Here is a 15688-nt window from a genome sequence, read left to right as displayed (position 1 = left end):
CCACCTCCTAATAAATTTAAACAAATTTATCTTTTTTACTCATGGCGGCCGAAAAAAAGAACGGCATGCCCGATGCATGCCGTTCCTTTCCTTTTATACCGCCGTTTTCATTTCTTTTACGGCCTGTGTGCTTTTCGCTTCGTCAAACTCATTTTCGCTCTTGGCTACGATGATGGTGGCGATTCCGTTTCCAATCAGGTTGACGATCGCCCTTCCTTCACTCATAAAGCGGTCGACGCCGAGGAGCAGCGCCAGCCCCTCCAGCGGAATAACCTGAAGCGCCGATAAAGTGGAGGCGAGCACGATAAATCCGCTTCCGGTTACGCCCGCCGCGCCTTTTGATGTCAGCATCAGCACGAGAATGATCGTAACCTGCTGGCCGATGGTAAGGTCAACGCCGAACACCTGCGCCAGAAAAACCGTCGCCATTGAAAGATAAATCGAGGTGCCGTCCAGGTTAAAAGAATATCCCGTCGGAATGACAAGGCCGACAACCGATTTGGAACAGCCGTAGCGCTCCATTTTATCCATCATCCGCGGAAGGACGGACTCAGAAGAGCTTGTGCCGAGAACGATGAGCAGTTCATCTTTAATAAAACGGAGATAGTTCCACAAGCTGAAACCGAATAGTTTGCAAATGATATTCAAAGCGACAAATACAAACAGGAACATCGTAACGTATACAGACAGCATCAGACTCGCCAGCGGCTTGATGGAATCAAGGCCGAAGTGCCCGATCGTATAGGCCATGGCCCCGAATGCGCCGATCGGCGCCGCGCGCATGATGTAGCCGATGATTTTGAAAAAAACATGCGACAGTTTATCAAAGAAATCAATAATGCTTTTGCCTCTTTCACCGAGCGCCGCCAGGCCGACACCGAATAAAACAGAAAAGAATAAGACCTGAAGAATGTCGCCTTTTGCGAAAGCGTCAACCATATTTGACGGAACGATGTGAGTGATAAATTCAATCCAGTCAATCCCCTGTCCCCCGTTTTGCGTGTACTGGGAGACATCCCCTTTTTCAAGCTTGCTGTAATCAAGCCCCTCACCGGGTTTCATGATATTGACGACCAGAAGTCCGATAATAAGGGCGATGGTGGTCACGACTTCAAAATAAATAAATGCTTTTCCCCCGACTTTGCCGACTTTTTTCATGTCTCCCATCTTGGCGATGCCAAGCACGATCGTCAGGAATATGATCGGTGCGATAATCATTTTTACCGCATTGATAAATGTATCGCCGAGCGGCTTCATCTGCTTCCCGGCCTCAGGCCATACGAGTCCGACAATGACGCCGATGATAACCGCCGTGATGACCTGCACCGTAAGATTTTTGAAAATTTTCATCCCTGCTCCCCCTTGCCTCTCGCTGCGTCTATATGAAAATGATAGCGTTTTCAAACGAAGAGGGGAAGCTTATGATCATAACGGACATTTTGGTCTTTTTGGTCTCGGCTAGCGGACGAATTTGTAGCGGTTAACCGGCCGGCCCACTCCCCCGTATTGAATATCGAGCTTAATCTGGCCGTCTTTCTCAAGAAAATCAAGATAACGCCGCGCCGTCACCCTGGCGATTCCGAGCGCTTTGGCGGCTTCTTCAGCTGAAAGCGGCTCCGTCTGCTGTTTCATATAGGTCAAAATTTCATTCATCGTAAAATGATTTAACCCCTTCGGCAGATCCCGGGACGGATTTTGCGGAATTTTAAGCAGCATGTCAAGCTGCTCTTGCGACATGGTGTCATGCTCTTCAATTTTCCGTTTATATTGTTTATAGTTTTCGAGCGCCTGTCTCATCCGCTCCAGCTTAAACGGCTTCAAAATATAGTCGGCCGCACCGTTTTGCAGCATAAGCTGGATTGTTTCTTTGTCTTTTGCGGCCGAGACGATGATGACGTCCACTTCGAGCTTTTGTTTTCTGATTTCCTGGAGCGTTTTAATTCCGTCTTTTTTCGGCATATATACGTCTAATACCACGAGCCCGGGCTGCAGATCTTTAATAAGCCTGATTCCCTCGTCTCCGTCAGCGGCTGTGGCGATGACGCTGAACCCCGAAACACCGGTGATAAATTCTTTATTCACCTCCTGCACCATCGGATCATCTTCAATAAGCAGCACCTTGATGTCCATCGAATGATTCCTCCCCCTTCATCGGAAATAAAATAGAAAATGCCGTTCCCTGTCCCTGCCGTGTGTCGACTTCAATAACGCCCATCCCTTTGTCGACGATTTGTTTGACGAGGTACAAGCCGTATCCCGTTCCTCCCGTTTTATTGACGGTAAACCCTTTTTCATAAAGGCGCGGGATGTGCTGATCGGAAATCCCGCTTCCGTTGTCTTCTATTAATATAGCAAGCACTTCATCATTTTGCTCGATACTGATGTCAATATGTTTGTCCTCCGTGTCCGCTGTTTCGAATGCGCCGAACGCATTTTCAATTAAATTGCCGAGCAGGACGACAATGTCATGCTGGTCGACATGCTCCGGAAATGCCGAGAAACTGCTGTTTTCATCAATTTTCACAGAAATGCCAAGCTCTTTTCCTCTTTTGATTTTGCTTAACAGCAGCCCCGCCGCAGCGTCATTCTGAATGGCCTGATGAAGAAAATCGGTGACGCTTTCTTGTTCTGATGATTCCTTAAAAGCAAGCTGGAGCGCTTTTTCTGATTTTCCGAGCTGAATGAGTCCCGCGATGGTGTGAAGCTTGTTCATATGTTCATGATTTTGGACTCTGAGCGCATCGACAAAATTTTTCACACCTGTCAGTTCTTCCGCCATTTTCGCCGCTTCCGTCCTGTCCTGAAAAATGGCGACGGCTCCGATGACCTTCTTTTTCATGACGATCGGAATTCTGCTGCTCATGATCACCTTTCCGCTGACTTGGATTTCTTCATTATATACGGCTCGGTTCCGCTCGACGATCTCAGGGAGCCGCGAATCTTTTAACACGTCCCAGATCAGCCTGCCATCGGTCTCTTGTCTTACATTGAATATCTGCTTCGCTTTTTCATTAAAAATGGTGATGTGATGCTGATTATCGATCGCGATGACGCCCTCATTCATCGAATGAAACGTAGCGGTCCGTTCCTCATACATTCTCACGATCTCATGGGGCTCCAGCCAAAACATCTGTTTTTTGATGTGGCGGGCCAGCAAAAAGGAGCCGGCCAGTCCGAACCCGAGCGCCAGCAGAACGATAAACAGTATTTCATGTTTCAGCTGAAGAAGAATTTCACCGAATCCGGGCAGCGTTTTACCGGCCAGAACGACGCCGATCTGATTCAAATCCCGGTCTTTGATGGGATAAAAAGCGCGGACGGCGGTGCCGATCTCTCCCTTTGCTTCGGAAAAATAAATGTGCTCGGCGAAAGCCGCGGCTTCGTCCTCACCCCTTGAACGCTTTCCGATCATTGTGCTGACGGGATGTGAATAGCGGATATGATCCATATCCATAACGACGATGTAGTCCGCTTCATTGATGATCCTTATTTCTTCGACCGCATGGCGCACGTCTTCCCTTTGTTTTTTCTGCTCGAGGGCGCGTTTGACATCGGTCATCTCAGATACCGTCCGCGCGGTATTCATCAGCCGTTTTTTCAGCTCGCGCTCCTCTGTATGCTGAATATTGCCAATCAGCACGATGCCGACGATCAAAAAGGTAAAAAGCACGACGATATACGAAAGTATGGTGATTTTCCAGCGGATGGTGAGCTTTTTTTTCGTCATTGGCCTCTTCCTTTCCGTCTCTTTACGAAAACGGCCCGCCCGATTATGCTTGTTATAGAAAATGGCGGAGGGGGTTTTCGATGAAAAGCTTGCTGACTTGTCTCAGCCTGATGGTACTCGGTATCGGAACCGCTTTATTCATCGGTTTTCATGATCATTTCTCAACGGAAGAACCGTATTATGATGACGAACAGGAAGGCCTGAAAGATCAAATCGTTTTCAAATTCAGCCATGTCGTTGCTGAAAACACGCCTAAAGGGCGGGCGGCGAATAAGTTTGCCGACCTTGTCTATCAAAAGTCCGGCGGCACCATTAAAGTAGAGGTGTTTCCAAACGGGAGCCTCTATTCAGATAATGAAGAAATAAACGCCCTCCAAAACGGGGACGTGCAATTCATCGCTCCCTCCACCTCAAAGCTCGGATCACTGTCTCCCGAATGGGGCGTTTTGGATCTGCCGTACGCGTTTACAAACTATAAAGCCGTGCAAGAAGGCCTCAACGGCAAAATCGGCACACGCCTGTTCACTTCATTAGAAAAGCATCATTTGAAAGGACTGGCGTACTGGACGAACGGGTTTAAGCAGCTTACGTCAAATAAAGGACCGATCTTCACTCCGGACGATTTGAAAGGACAGGCGCTCAGGATCATGCCGAGCAGCGTGATCGAAGACCAATACCGTCTGCTCGGCGCGCACCCGCGGCAGGATTCCTTTAATTCCACGTTTCAGCTCTTGGAAAGCAATCTTGTAGACGGAGAAGAAAATACGATTTCAAATATCTATTCTAAAAAATTTTATAATGTTCAAGATTATTTGACAATCAGCAATCACGGGTACCTCGGTTATGCCGTGATGACCGACGAGCATTTCTGGAATTCACAGACAGAAAAAACGAGAGCCATCTTAACGGAGGCGATGAGAGAAACGACGGAATGGAACGAAGCCTCCGCTGAGAAAATGAATAAAGACCAGCTTGAAGAGATAAAGAAGAATTCATCCATTCATATTCATGTGCTGAGCAAAGCGGAAAAGAACACATGGATGAAACGCCTCGACCCGATTTACGGACAATATGAACAGGTAATCGGCCGCGGGCTTGTGCAGGATTTGTTATCCTTGCGCCGCGAGCCTTAGCAGGACCAATACGCCCATCTCCGTTTCATCCCTTTTCCCGCCGGGGAAGTAAATAGGGACAGAGCAAAAAAAGGAGATGGAGACATGTTTACACATACGAAAAAACTGCAGCATCCGGCTAAACCGGATCGTCCTGACCCGCTGTTCGCAAAAAAGATGCAGGAAATTTTAGGGGGACAATACGGGGAAATATCCGTCGCCATGCAATATTTGTTCCAAGGATGGAATACACGGGGCAATGAAAAATATAAGGATCTTCTGATGGATACCGCGACGGAAGAAATCGGCCATGTCGAAATGATCGCGACGATGATTGCGAGACTGTTAGAAGACGCCCCGCTGGCAGAGCAGGAAAAAGCGGCTGATGATCCGGTCATCGGGTCCATTTTAGGCGGGATGAATCCGCATCATGCAATTGTCTCAGGACTCGGCGCAATGCCGGAGAGCAGCACGGGCGTTCCGTGGAGCGCAGGCTATATCGTCGCAAGCGGAAACCTTCTGGCAGACTTCCGCGCCAATCTGAACGCCGAATCACAAGGAAGGCTTCAAGTCGCACGCCTGTATGAAATGACCGATGATAAAGGCGTGAAAGATATGCTCAGCTTTTTATTGGCCCGTGATACCATGCATCAAAACCAATGGCTTGCGGCCATTAAAGAATTAGAAGAACAGGAAGGTCCGATCGTTCCTTCCACATTCCCGAAGGCGCTGGAAAAACAGTCATTCTCCCATAAGCTTATTCATTTCTCAGATGGCGGAGAAAGCGCTGAACAAAATTGGCTGAAGGAAACAGCTCCGGACGGAGAACCATTCGAATACGAAAAGGAACCGAAAGCGCACGGCGAAATAGCTAAGCTGGATCCCGTCCCGCCGTATGTCCACAACACGCTTCCCGGACGCGAGTAAAGACAAAGCCCAAAACAAACTGTTTTGGGCTTTCATTATGCCTTCTGAACCGTCCAGTTCGGTTCGTATCGGATGTCCGGGTGATGTAACAGCTCGTGAATGACAGGTTCATCCTCTTCGTACAGCATCACTTCTATTGAAAGAATCGCAGCCTTCTGCTCGATTTCTTCGTATAGGCGGTCATGTTCGTTCTCCATAAAATCATCATAGGCCTGTCTGTTCTCCCAAACGCTGATGATCTCTGCGATGAACAGGCCGTCTGCGTTTTTCCGCCACCCGCCGGCCTGTTTGACGAAGCCATTTACACATGATAATGCTTCCCACCTTGACTGTGCTTGCGCAAATGCTTCAGCGTTTGCAGCGTCTGTTTCACATACAATCTTTTTGATTAGCATGACCGTTCCTCTGTGATGACTGTTTTCGCATGCGTATGCTCAACACAGAGATTCACGGTTCTGACGTAAGAGCGGGTGCGGTGAATCGTGCCTTTCGGGATGAGCAGGCTGTCATTTACTTTGAGCACTGCGGTTTCTTTGTCCTTAAAATCGATCAGCAGCTCCCCTTCCAGAACGATGAACCATTCATCTGAGTCAGGGTGATGGTGCCAGTCATATTCTCCCGTAAACACTGCGAGGCGCACACAGTGGTCATTGATCTCCGCGATTGAAAAATTGTCGTGTTTTTCTTTGACTTTACTGGCGATAGCGAGCAAATTCAGCATGTCAGACACGAGTGAAAAACCCCTTTTTCATTTTATTGTATCGCAAAGGCGGCTCAGATCAAGATTTTCCCAAAATAAAAAGCGATCCAGCTGGTGCGCCGGATCGCTTTTGATCTGCAGATTGTCTGCCTTTTATGCTTTTATTAGCTGCTTCGTCTGTTTCCGCCTTTTTGGCCGATTTCCTTATAAAAATCTTTGTCATGATTTTTACTAGTGGCTTCTCCGCCTTTTTGGCCGATTTCTTGATAGAATTCCTTGTCATGGTTATTGCTTGTGGCTTCTCCGCCTTTTTCACCGATTTCCTGATAGAATTCTTTGTCGTGATTTTACTTTGTGGCTTCTCCGCCTTTTTCACCGATTTCCTGATAGAATTCTTTGTCGTGATTTTTGCTTGTTGCTTCTCCGCCTTTTTGACCAATTTCCTGATAGAATTCTTTGTTATGGTTATTGCTTGTCGCTTCTCCGCCTTTTTTACCTGCTTCTTCTCTGCTCATTTTGTTATTATCTTGTGCCATTTTTGAATTCCTCCTTTAATTGGTGTTGGTTGTTGGTTTCCCGATTTCAGAACTGCTAAACAAAGAAAACACATTGAATGTGTTTTCGGGTGGTTTTTATCATTCTGTATCGTGCATGCGTTTTAGAATCCGGCGTTTTTTATAAAGCATGGTGCCTGTTTCCGCGATGCTTTCTAAAGCTGAACGGTTGGCGGACGCGCCGAAGATGATGCCCGCGACCGGAACCATTTGCAGCAGTTTTTTCGCAGCGAACGTATCGCGGTAGCTGTAAACGACTTCCCGCCAGCCTTGGATTTGCGAGGCGACGCGCTGATAGGCGCTGTCGTTTTGATCATATTGCCGTAAATCTTGCAGGATCGCTTTTTTTCCGATGACGTCACTGGATGCAAGCTGGAGCAATTTGACGATAAACACGCGTTCTTTTTTGTCTTTCGGATCAAAGCCGTAAGCAACCGCGATATCCTGCAGCGTCTTTAAGGACAGGCCGAGCATCGCCGGAATGTCTGCCGCCAGCGTGAATACGCCGCCGACTCCCGTTGCGGCTCCCTGCACCGTCGCGGCCTTTACGCTTGTACGCGCTATGGCTTCTGCGATTTCGTCCATGACGGCAAGCGGCGCATTGCGGATGTCGCGAAGCGTTTGACATGTACCATGCGGCAGCCGTTTTTGAAACTTTTTCATGATGCGCTTTTCTGATGTCAGGTACTGTCCGCCTGACTGAATAAACGTTCCCGTTTCATCGAGAATGAGTCCGATTTTCCTCTGAATAAATTGCGGTGTCAGCTTGTCCAAAAGCTGAAACGGCAAGCGGGTGAATGTTTGCCAGAACATCACCCTCTGCTGCGCCTTTTCCCATTTTTGAATATCTCTCAGTTGTCTTTCCAGGTCTGTCCGCTCTTCTGTCACCCGTCCTGCACGTCCTTTCTGATTTCTTTGTTCATAGTATACCTTTATGGCGTTTTCTTTTTACACCCGGCCGGATTTTTTATCCGGAAAACATTCCATTGTTTAATTTTCTTCAAATTCTATATATTGTATAATTTTGAATAATACGATTGAAGGAGAATGTTGAATGCAATGGATTTATTTAAGTTTAGCGATCATTTTTGAAGTATTGGGTACGGTCAGCATGAAATTATCAAATGGATTTACAAAACTTGTCCCAAGTATTTTATTATTATTGTTTTATATCGGCAGCCTTTGTTTTCTTACTTTGACTTTGAAATATATAAGTGTCTCCATCGCGTATGCGGTCTGGTCGGGAATGGGGATCGTGCTGATTTCCGCGATCGGAATTTTTTTCTTTCATGAACAGTTCTCTGTCATAAAAGCTGTCTCTGTTCTTCTGATCATCATCGGTGTTGTTTCCTTAAACTTTATTTCTGAAAGTGAAACATCATCAAACGGCATCAGCGTTCATACGGACAGAAACAGATGATGAAAGGGTTAAAGGTTCTCTTCCTCATTACAGATATTGGATTTATCGTTTATTGGATTGTTACTTTTTTTGAGTGGATTCCAAAAAACATGGTGTTTAAAGATTATGATAACGCCATGATAATGGCCTGGAACTGGTCATTCTTTCCCTTAGATATTTTCATTTCGATAACCGGGCTGTACAGCTTGTTTCTTTATAAACGGAAACATGCGTTATGGCGCTCTTTCGCATTAATATCACTTGTGCTGACCTTTTGTTCAGGCCTGCAAGCGATTGCCTTTTGGGTATTTATCGGTGATTTTGATCTTATGTGGTGGGCATTCAATCTGTACTTGCTTCTTTATCCTTTATATTTTATTCGGAAATTGCTGGTCTCTCGTAAAACTAGCTGTCATTCTTTTTGATGAAGCGGTTTTCTTTTTCTCCAGGCGGGAAACACTTTTCATAAAGGAGTGATAGACATGCCTTGGTCTATGAAGGATTATCCGCAATCATTGAAGAATCTCGAGGAACCTGTGAAGAAAAAAGCAATCGAAATCGCGAATGCGATGATAGATGAGGGTTATGAAGAAGGACGGGCCATTCCCATTGCGACAAGTCAGGCGAAAGAGTGGAAAAAAAACGCTTCTAAGGAAGAAATCGATCAGCTGATGAAACACGATGATGAAACGAAACGCGGAAATTGAATCGGAATAAAGGAAAAACCCCGCTCTCAAGAGAACGAGGTTTTTCTGATTATAAACCGTAATAATAAGATAGTGTGGTGACTGAAACGTAGCCTGTCGCTCCTGCATACGTGACTTTCAGCCATTTATTAGAATTGGTGTAGTGGCCTTGAACATATTCTCCGGTTACCCAAGAACCTGTAATTTTTTTACCGCTTGAGAATGTTGTGATCGTTGAACAGCTGACCTTAGAGCATGAGCGCATATTAGCACCGTAAATACCGACTGTGCCCCCGCTGGCTAAAATGGAAACGTCCGGTTCAGCTTTAGGTTTGAAAGCTGCTGCTGATGCAGAGCCGCCAAAAGCGAATAAAGAAACAGCAAAAATCATGGCTAAAGAAATGATCGACAAACGACGTACCAAGAAAATTCCCCCTCTTTTATCATATGGCTGGAAAGCTTTCCTGACGTTATTATACTTTTTTGCCCGGGAAACTGAAATAAGTCTAATGCTCCAACTTCTTTTCTTCGCAAGTGACCATGCCGATTCTTTATTTGATAAATAACAGCGGTTTATTGGACTGGAATCACTGATATATCGTTGATTCAAACGTTTATTCAGAGCGGCCGGAGTTTTTCCGGAGGTCATTTGAATGGTACAGAAAGGTTTTATCTTCCAATGGAAAGAAACATTATTATTCTATTTACCCGGGAAAACGGAGGAAATACAGCGTCTTTTTCTCAGGATCAGTTGGGCGGACAGGAAGTTGTGAAGTTATATGAGCAAGTGTCCTCTTTTCATCTTTTTAAAAGAACGCTCAACGCATCCGCGCATGATCGGACGCGGAAACACGCTTTGCGAACGGCATCGCTTCTTTCCCGGAACGATGCCGTTTTCATTTTCGGACCTTTCTTCGGCGGGATACATACCATAGATAAAACAGGGCATCAATGTACCGGTTTATTGAACATAAAGAACTTGACATCTCATAATAGCGGATTTATGATGTAGATAAAATAATTTGCATCTAGGAAACTTTTTGTTATTTAGCTAAAAATCTATCGGAATTTAGGTGAGACATAATGAGCAAAGACATCTCAGCACAATCACTGCAAGCAAAAGCCGTGCAGGATGCACTTGACGGCAAAAGCAAGGGATTCAAGCGGCTTCTGCCTTTCTTAGGCCCAGCCTTTATCGCGGCGATTGCCTACATTGATCCGGGAAACTTCGCTACGAATATCTCAGCTGGTTCGAAATTTGGGTATATGCTGCTGTGGGTCATCCTCTTTTCAAACTTGATGGCTTTTTTAATTCAAGTTCTTTCTGCGAAGCTCGGCATTGCCACGGGTAAAAACCTTCCGGAAATCGCCAGAGACCGGTATCCGAAATGGGTATCAGCCGGGCTGTGGATACAGGGTGAACTGGTGATTATGGCAACTGATCTGGCAGAATTTATCGGGGCGGCGCTCGGGCTGAACCTGCTGTTCGGCATACCGATGGTTGAAGCGGCCATTATCGCGGCAATCGGATCATTCGCGATTTTAGAGCTGCAGCGCCGGGGTTACCGGGCGCTGGAAGCGGGCATCGCCGGACTTCTGTTTGTCGTGGTGATCGCCTTCGCTCTGCAAACCTTCTTTGCCAAACCTGACGCCGCTTCCGTTCTCGAAGGGCTGTTTATCCCGAAAATTGACGGAATGGACAGTGTGCTTCTGGCAACCGGGATACTCGGCGCAACCGTGATGCCGCATGCCATTTACTTACATTCCGCACTGACACAGCGCCGTGTCGTCGGAAAAACGGATAGTGAGCGGAAAAAGATTTTTAGATTCGAGACGATTGACATACTTATCGCGATGGTGATCGCCGGGGCGATTAACGCAAGCATGCTCATCGTCGCTGCCGCGCTTTTCTTCAAGAACGGGCTGTATGTAGAAGATTTAGACGTGGCTTATCAGCAATTCGGCCACTATATCGGACCGGCTTCAGCCATTCTCTTCGGGATCGGGCTGCTGGCCGCAGGGCTTTCAAGCTCTTCTGTCGGCACATTGTCAGGCGATATTATCATGCAGGGCTTCATCCGTTACCGTATCCCGCTTTATTTGCGGCGTTTCATTACCATCATTCCGCCGATGATCATCATTATCTCGGGGGTCAACGCCACAGAAGCGCTCGTATGGAGCCAGGTCGTTCTTTCATTCGGCATCGCCTTTGCGCTCGTGCCGCTGATTATGTTTACAAGCAACAAACGCCTGATGGGCGCCCTGACGAACCGAAAATGGGTGACGGCTCTCGCCTGGCTGATTGCGGTTTTGGTGATCGCGCTTAATCTGTTTGTGATCTACGATTCCTTCCGTTAGAAAAAAACCGGCCATAGCGGCCGGTTTTTCTTTTGGCGCCGGGTACCGTTCGTATCTTTTTCCGGGCGTTTTTGGTATGATAGAAGAAAAATCGGAGTTTTGCTTATGTCAGTATTTATCCTTTTTTATCTGTGGATTGTGCCGATTGTCATCGGCATCTTCTGTTCTCTTTTTGCTTATCGGACAACGGGTAAGAAACGTCTGATTCCCGGCTTTTTGATGATCGCATTAAGCATCGTTTCCTTAATCACGGGGCTTTGGATCGGCGGGGTGAACTATCATGTGTTCATCGGGGGCATGTTTTTATTCGGTACGTTATTGGCCGGCTCCGCCTTCCCGTTTTTCTTCGCTCTTTCACGCAAACGAAAATAAACAGGCATGCCGCCTGTTTATTTTTATTCATTAACCCTGAATTATAAACCGCTCCGATAATGTGATTCCGCCTCAATCAGCCTGTACATGTGTTATATAGGCTTCAGCCCATGTCCCATCATCGAAACTGCAGCCAAAATGAATCCTGCTAAAGAAGATTTTGAATTATAAGAAAAATACTGTATGAAAATCCTATTTACCCCAAAAATACCTATTGATAGAATGGTATCTGAGAGGGGAAATGTTCAAAGCGGATCATATCGGTCCCGCCTAAATACATAGACTTTCATTTCTCTCTACACTACATTTCTAAAGGAGGATTTCCCATTAGACACGCAGCTAAAGGCATTCTGTTTGCCGCATCTTTAGCCCTTGTAACTACTACTTTTGTCCCCGCATCCTTAGCTAAAGAAAATCATAATAATACTGCCAATGCCACTGGAACGACCAAATCATTTTTTTATCAGACTGATACGCAATTTTCCTACGGACTTAAAGCACAAAGCGATGCATCTGTGTCAAAACCAGTCAAAGATGTAATCAGAGAAGTGCTGAAAAATAAAACAAAATTATTCAATCTTGTTGAAAAATTAGCAGGAAAGAAAATAAGAAATGAACTCGAATCCGTTTTCAATCAACACATAGAACCGGTTTTAAAGAAAATGCTGAACGAGTATGTCGCCTTAAGCTGGACTGACGTGGAAAAGAATCTTTATCTTTCACTTAAAAAGTCCGGACTTTCTGACAGTCAGGCTAAAAACCTCGCTCATTTGACAACTTTAGCAATGAAAGCATTTTAAAATCATTCATAAATGATCGTCAGGAAAATACGTATGAAGTAAATGCAAAGTGCTGTTAGATTCACTCTAATAGCACTTTTTCATTGGAGATGTCACATGACTGTCTTTTTTACTGTTTTGCTCACTTTCTTATGCTGCCTTGTGATTTCATCTCTTATTTTTATGATTCTATTAAAAAAAGAGATCGTGGATACACCGCCAAACCGCTTAGCTCATGCAGCATTCATCGCACTTATTGGATTCTCCCTGTTCTTCGCTATAATTGTACCTAGCCTAGTTATTTATTTTGTAGCTATAACTGTAAATCATTTTTTCGGAGAGTATATCATCTATGGTTCACTTTCAGACTTATACATATTTTCTGTCGTCGTCAGTATCTTAGCTTTAGTTTATATGCTTATCCTTACGGCAATTGTAAAAGGAATGACTCATGTTTTTACATTACCTGCTTGGTCAGCCTATATCCTTGAATTCATTTTTGCATGGGCTGCTGTTTACTTCTCAATCCAATACGTCTCCAATCATATCATTGAGAACATATCTATATTTCAAGGTGGAGAAATTCTTCTTTCATTGTTCATCACTTTCTTATTTTCGGGATTGGATATCCTTTTTACTAATTTGGATAAGATCACAAAAGAGAAATTAGGCTAAGGGGGTAACAAATATGAGGATCATGACATATATATCTTATTTTTCTATTTCTTTAGTTTTGCAGGTGGTATGGCTGCTATTAATAAAAGATACTCCTAATATATTTCTGATAGATATGATTACGGTGTCCTTCTTATTCACCCTCTTTATGTTCATCTTAGATCAAATTTTCCAAAAAAAGCGGACACATTAGGGACTGTTTTTTAATAATCCTCGGGCTTCTCTTTCGTTTTAAAATGATTTCGGATCTGGAGATGTTGCGGCGAACCGTTCATTAATGTTTAATACCAGCCTCTGTAAAATACTTCTCCTTTTATATAACATTCTGACTTTTCCGTCATATATTCAAACGAAAAAACTGCAAAAGGGAGTAATGAAACATGATATTGTTTATTGGCAAATTCATGTTGCTCTTTTTATTCTGTTCGCTGGCATATTATTTATTTAAAATTGTTTATTACAATATAGGGAAGAACATTGCGCTTAAAACCCCGAAAGGGACAAAGACAAACCGTACGGCACTTGTGTTTGTCAAAAATGGAACTACACTGAATGATGGAGATTACTTTATGATCGCTGTTGTGACCGCTCTCTGGCTGTTCTTGAGATGAATTGCACTGAGCACTGGTCCTTCATAAGTTTCTTGATCAGCTATCGCCCGCCAGCTGTGGTTTTTCACAATCTCCGTTTCCGTTTAGGGCGGCTATATGCAAGCCAAGTCGCTCAACAAACAAAAAAAATAAACAGGCATGCAGGCTGTTTATCAAGGTCGAAATCTTCTCGATAGCTCCTTTGTTTTTCCTTGAATGATTGAAGAAAGGCTTAAAAATGGACGGCGTCTTTCTCATGCATGCATAGTTCAAGAAAACACTTCACAGCAAAACGGAAAGGTGAACGCAATACACTCAGCGGTTAAGAACCATATGAGGCTGCGTATGTTGATTACTGGATAAGAAAAAGAAATCCCCCAGTCTTAAAAGGTGGAGGTCAAAAATTGGAGAACACTTAAATATTTATAGCTTTTTCAGCGATGTGGAAAGTTCCAGAATCACTCATTTCAGCAGTATAAACATTTGTTACACTTAATAATCCAGTAAAAAGAATACCGATTAAAGCGGAGCTGATTATAACCTTCTTCATTATATAGCCTCCGTAACCTTAAGTATTTGTGTTTGGGCGTGTATGGTTTTCTTTAAAAAGTTTCTTCCCTCTGCATAGTTTCTCTTCTCAAAATGAAAGTCACCTAATTTTTCAGTCAGCTCTGCGAAATCAGACCAAAGGCGTTTCTCTTCTAAGTAGCCTAAGCTTTGTTTCACTGCTGGTTCATTATATTCTTCGTATAATGAATTAATGATTTTTAATTTCGCCAAATATTCTTCTTCATTAGAAGTCCGAGCACGATTTAAAGCCGTTTCATAAAAGAAACGTGCTTCATTGGCTTTATCACATTGGTACAGGACATTTGCCATCATATATAATGATCTCACACCATACACTGTATCAATATGTTCTTTCACGTCTATTGCCTTTTTGAAATTCTCTTCAGCGGCAATTAAATTTTTCCCTCTTAAATAAACTAAGCCTAAGTTATGAAAGATCACTCCGATAATTCTTTTCACTTTTTCCTCATCCAACCCACGGGCGATACTTAATGCTTCCCGATAATATGATTCTGCCTCCGTCAGCCTGTACATATCGTACATGTTAGCACCGACCATCATATTACAGCCAATCACTTTCACTATATATAATTGATTTTTTTCAAACAATTGCTTGGCTTTTTTCAAATGATTTAGGGAAACAAAGTGCTGATCAATTTGATAATAGGCATCAGCTATTTTGTAATGAAATTCAGCTTGCTCCATTTCATCTGATACAGCATTCAACTCTCTCTCTGCTTTGCGATAATAGCTTATCGCATCAACATACTCTTTATGATCAAATTCATACATTCCACGAAAAAATAATGAGTAATACTTCAAGAGGCCTGTAAGTCTTTTTTGCGGCTTTTCTATTTTTTCAAGTAGTTCGTCGACTGTGGGGCGATCTCGATATCTGTCTTCCGGCTCCAAGGAATCTAACATCAATTGGTGACGAAAGCACATCAATGAATAAAAAACAAGCAAATCCTGATCCTCTTCCATCTCCTCTATTTCCTGTTCGACTTCAGCCTTCAAAATCTCAGCATCAGGCACACTGAACTGGCGAATCATTTTGTACCATTCATTGATCTTGACACCAACTTGGGACGACGGCAAAACTTGATCCATATATACCTCTCCCTCTAATCACTATTTTTGTAATATTATAACTATTTATACAATAAACACAAACGAAAAAATCCCGCAATCATTTTGCGGCTTTACTGCATGCAGCTATTTAGACTCCATTCTAAAGAA

Annotated in this window: 18 protein-coding genes and 2 pseudogenes; 10 read left to right on the top strand and 10 right to left on the bottom strand. The window is 44.1% G+C overall.

Annotated features, from left to right (window positions below; all coding sequences use genetic code 11):
* Positions 1-93: 93 nt before the first annotated feature.
* The 3 genes from dctP to GNE05_RS02685 all read right to left on the bottom strand — a co-directional run bounded on the left by dctP (position 94) and on the right by GNE05_RS02685 (position 3727).
* A complete protein-coding gene (dctP, locus tag GNE05_RS02695) occupies positions 94-1350 on the bottom strand; it encodes a C4-dicarboxylate transporter DctP (protein WP_012116859.1) in 1257 nt (418 codons plus the stop codon).
* Between the two features lie 108 nt (positions 1351-1458).
* Positions 1459-2130, bottom strand: coding sequence for a two-component system response regulator DctR (locus tag GNE05_RS02690; RefSeq protein WP_060560266.1), 672 nt, complete (start codon positions 2128-2130; stop codon positions 1459-1461).
* Positions 2105-3727 (bottom strand): two-component system sensor histidine kinase DctS, encoded by a 1623-nt coding sequence (locus tag GNE05_RS02685; RefSeq protein WP_021495084.1) that lies wholly within the window; start codon positions 3725-3727, stop codon positions 2105-2107. The genes GNE05_RS02690 and GNE05_RS02685 overlap by 26 nt, the downstream gene beginning before the upstream one ends.
* Positions 3728-3807: 80 nt before the next feature.
* On the opposite strand from GNE05_RS02685, the gene GNE05_RS02680 reads away from it, so the two are divergent.
* Entirely contained in the window at positions 3808-4860 is a 1053-nt protein-coding gene (locus tag GNE05_RS02680; RefSeq protein WP_007609559.1) for a TRAP transporter substrate-binding protein, read from the top strand.
* 84 nt (positions 4861-4944) lie between these two features.
* A complete protein-coding gene (locus GNE05_RS02675; RefSeq protein WP_012116856.1) occupies positions 4945-5766 on the top strand; it encodes a manganese catalase in 822 nt (273 codons plus the stop codon).
* 35 nt (positions 5767-5801) lie between these two features.
* On the opposite strand, the gene GNE05_RS02670 is transcribed toward GNE05_RS02675, so the two are convergent.
* The 4 genes and pseudogenes from GNE05_RS02670 to GNE05_RS02655 all read right to left on the bottom strand — a co-directional run bounded on the left by GNE05_RS02670 (position 5802) and on the right by GNE05_RS02655 (position 7908).
* Entirely contained in the window at positions 5802-6161 is a 360-nt protein-coding gene (locus GNE05_RS02670) for a DUF4937 domain-containing protein (protein WP_160182404.1), read from the bottom strand.
* On the bottom strand, positions 6155-6496 hold the full coding sequence (locus GNE05_RS02665) for a cupin domain-containing protein (RefSeq protein WP_160182403.1): 342 nt from the start codon (positions 6494-6496) through the stop codon (positions 6155-6157). Before GNE05_RS02665 ends, GNE05_RS02670 begins: the two co-directional genes overlap by 7 nt.
* A 134-nt stretch (positions 6497-6630) precedes the next feature.
* Positions 6631-7002 (bottom strand): annotated as a pseudogene (gsiB, locus tag GNE05_RS02660) (glucose starvation-inducible protein GsiB).
* Between the two features lie 99 nt (positions 7003-7101).
* Complete coding sequence (locus tag GNE05_RS02655; protein WP_160182402.1) at positions 7102-7908, bottom strand: EcsC family protein; 807 nt, start codon at positions 7906-7908, stop codon at positions 7102-7104.
* 166 nt (positions 7909-8074) lie between these two features.
* Between GNE05_RS02655 and GNE05_RS02650 the strand changes: the two genes are divergently transcribed.
* The 3 genes and pseudogenes from GNE05_RS02650 to GNE05_RS02640 form a co-directional block, all read left to right on the top strand.
* Positions 8075-8440, top strand: coding sequence for a DMT family transporter (locus GNE05_RS02650; RefSeq protein WP_007609539.1), 366 nt, complete (start codon positions 8075-8077; stop codon positions 8438-8440).
* On the top strand, positions 8437-8844 hold the full coding sequence (locus tag GNE05_RS02645) for a DUF5360 family protein (protein ID WP_015416856.1): 408 nt from the start codon (positions 8437-8439) through the stop codon (positions 8842-8844). The genes GNE05_RS02650 and GNE05_RS02645 overlap by 4 nt, the downstream gene beginning before the upstream one ends.
* Before the next feature lie 57 nt (positions 8845-8901).
* Positions 8902-9117 (top strand): annotated as a pseudogene (locus GNE05_RS02640) (DUF2188 domain-containing protein); the annotation flags it as partial.
* 58 nt (positions 9118-9175) lie between these two features.
* Here GNE05_RS02640 and GNE05_RS02635 read toward each other — a convergent pair.
* Entirely contained in the window at positions 9176-9529 is a 354-nt protein-coding gene (locus GNE05_RS02635) for a hypothetical protein (RefSeq protein WP_007410203.1), read from the bottom strand.
* Positions 9530-10185: 656 nt separating this feature from the next.
* Between GNE05_RS02635 and GNE05_RS02630 the strand changes: the two genes are divergently transcribed.
* The 5 genes from GNE05_RS02630 (at position 10186) to GNE05_RS21145 (ending at position 13900) form a co-directional block, all read left to right on the top strand.
* A complete protein-coding gene (locus GNE05_RS02630) occupies positions 10186-11463 on the top strand; it encodes an Nramp family divalent metal transporter (RefSeq protein ID WP_156240260.1) in 1278 nt (425 codons plus the stop codon).
* Between the two features lie 105 nt (positions 11464-11568).
* Positions 11569-11835, top strand: a complete 267-nt coding sequence (locus GNE05_RS02625) for a hypothetical protein (protein WP_014416946.1) — start codon at positions 11569-11571, stop codon at positions 11833-11835.
* 515 nt (positions 11836-12350) lie between these two features.
* Positions 12351-12635, top strand: coding sequence for a hypothetical protein (locus GNE05_RS02620; RefSeq protein ID WP_014720743.1), 285 nt, complete (start codon positions 12351-12353; stop codon positions 12633-12635).
* A 96-nt stretch (positions 12636-12731) separates the two neighbouring features.
* Positions 12732-13289: a hypothetical protein gene (locus tag GNE05_RS02615; protein ID WP_160182401.1), complete on the top strand. Its 558-nt coding sequence runs from the start codon at positions 12732-12734 to the stop codon at positions 13287-13289.
* 380 nt (positions 13290-13669) lie between these two features.
* Entirely contained in the window at positions 13670-13900 is a 231-nt protein-coding gene (locus GNE05_RS21145) for a hypothetical protein (protein ID WP_022552619.1), read from the top strand.
* Positions 13901-14294: 394 nt separating this feature from the next.
* Here GNE05_RS21145 and GNE05_RS21370 read toward each other — a convergent pair whose 3' ends face one another.
* Positions 14295-14429, bottom strand: coding sequence for a hypothetical protein (locus tag GNE05_RS21370; RefSeq protein WP_254926347.1), 135 nt, complete (start codon positions 14427-14429; stop codon positions 14295-14297).
* Positions 14429-15559, bottom strand: a complete 1131-nt coding sequence (locus tag GNE05_RS02605; RefSeq protein WP_160182400.1) for a Rap family tetratricopeptide repeat protein — start codon at positions 15557-15559, stop codon at positions 14429-14431. The genes GNE05_RS21370 and GNE05_RS02605 overlap by 1 nt, the downstream gene beginning before the upstream one ends.
* Positions 15560-15688 lie beyond the last annotated feature (129 nt).

This window comes from Bacillus sp. AM1(2019) (assembly GCF_009906915.1).
In the GTDB taxonomy this organism is placed as follows: domain Bacteria; phylum Bacillota; class Bacilli; order Bacillales; family Bacillaceae; genus Bacillus; species Bacillus velezensis.
The sequence above is the reverse complement of the archived record's forward strand: the minus strand, read 5'-3'. Positions and strand labels throughout refer to the sequence as shown.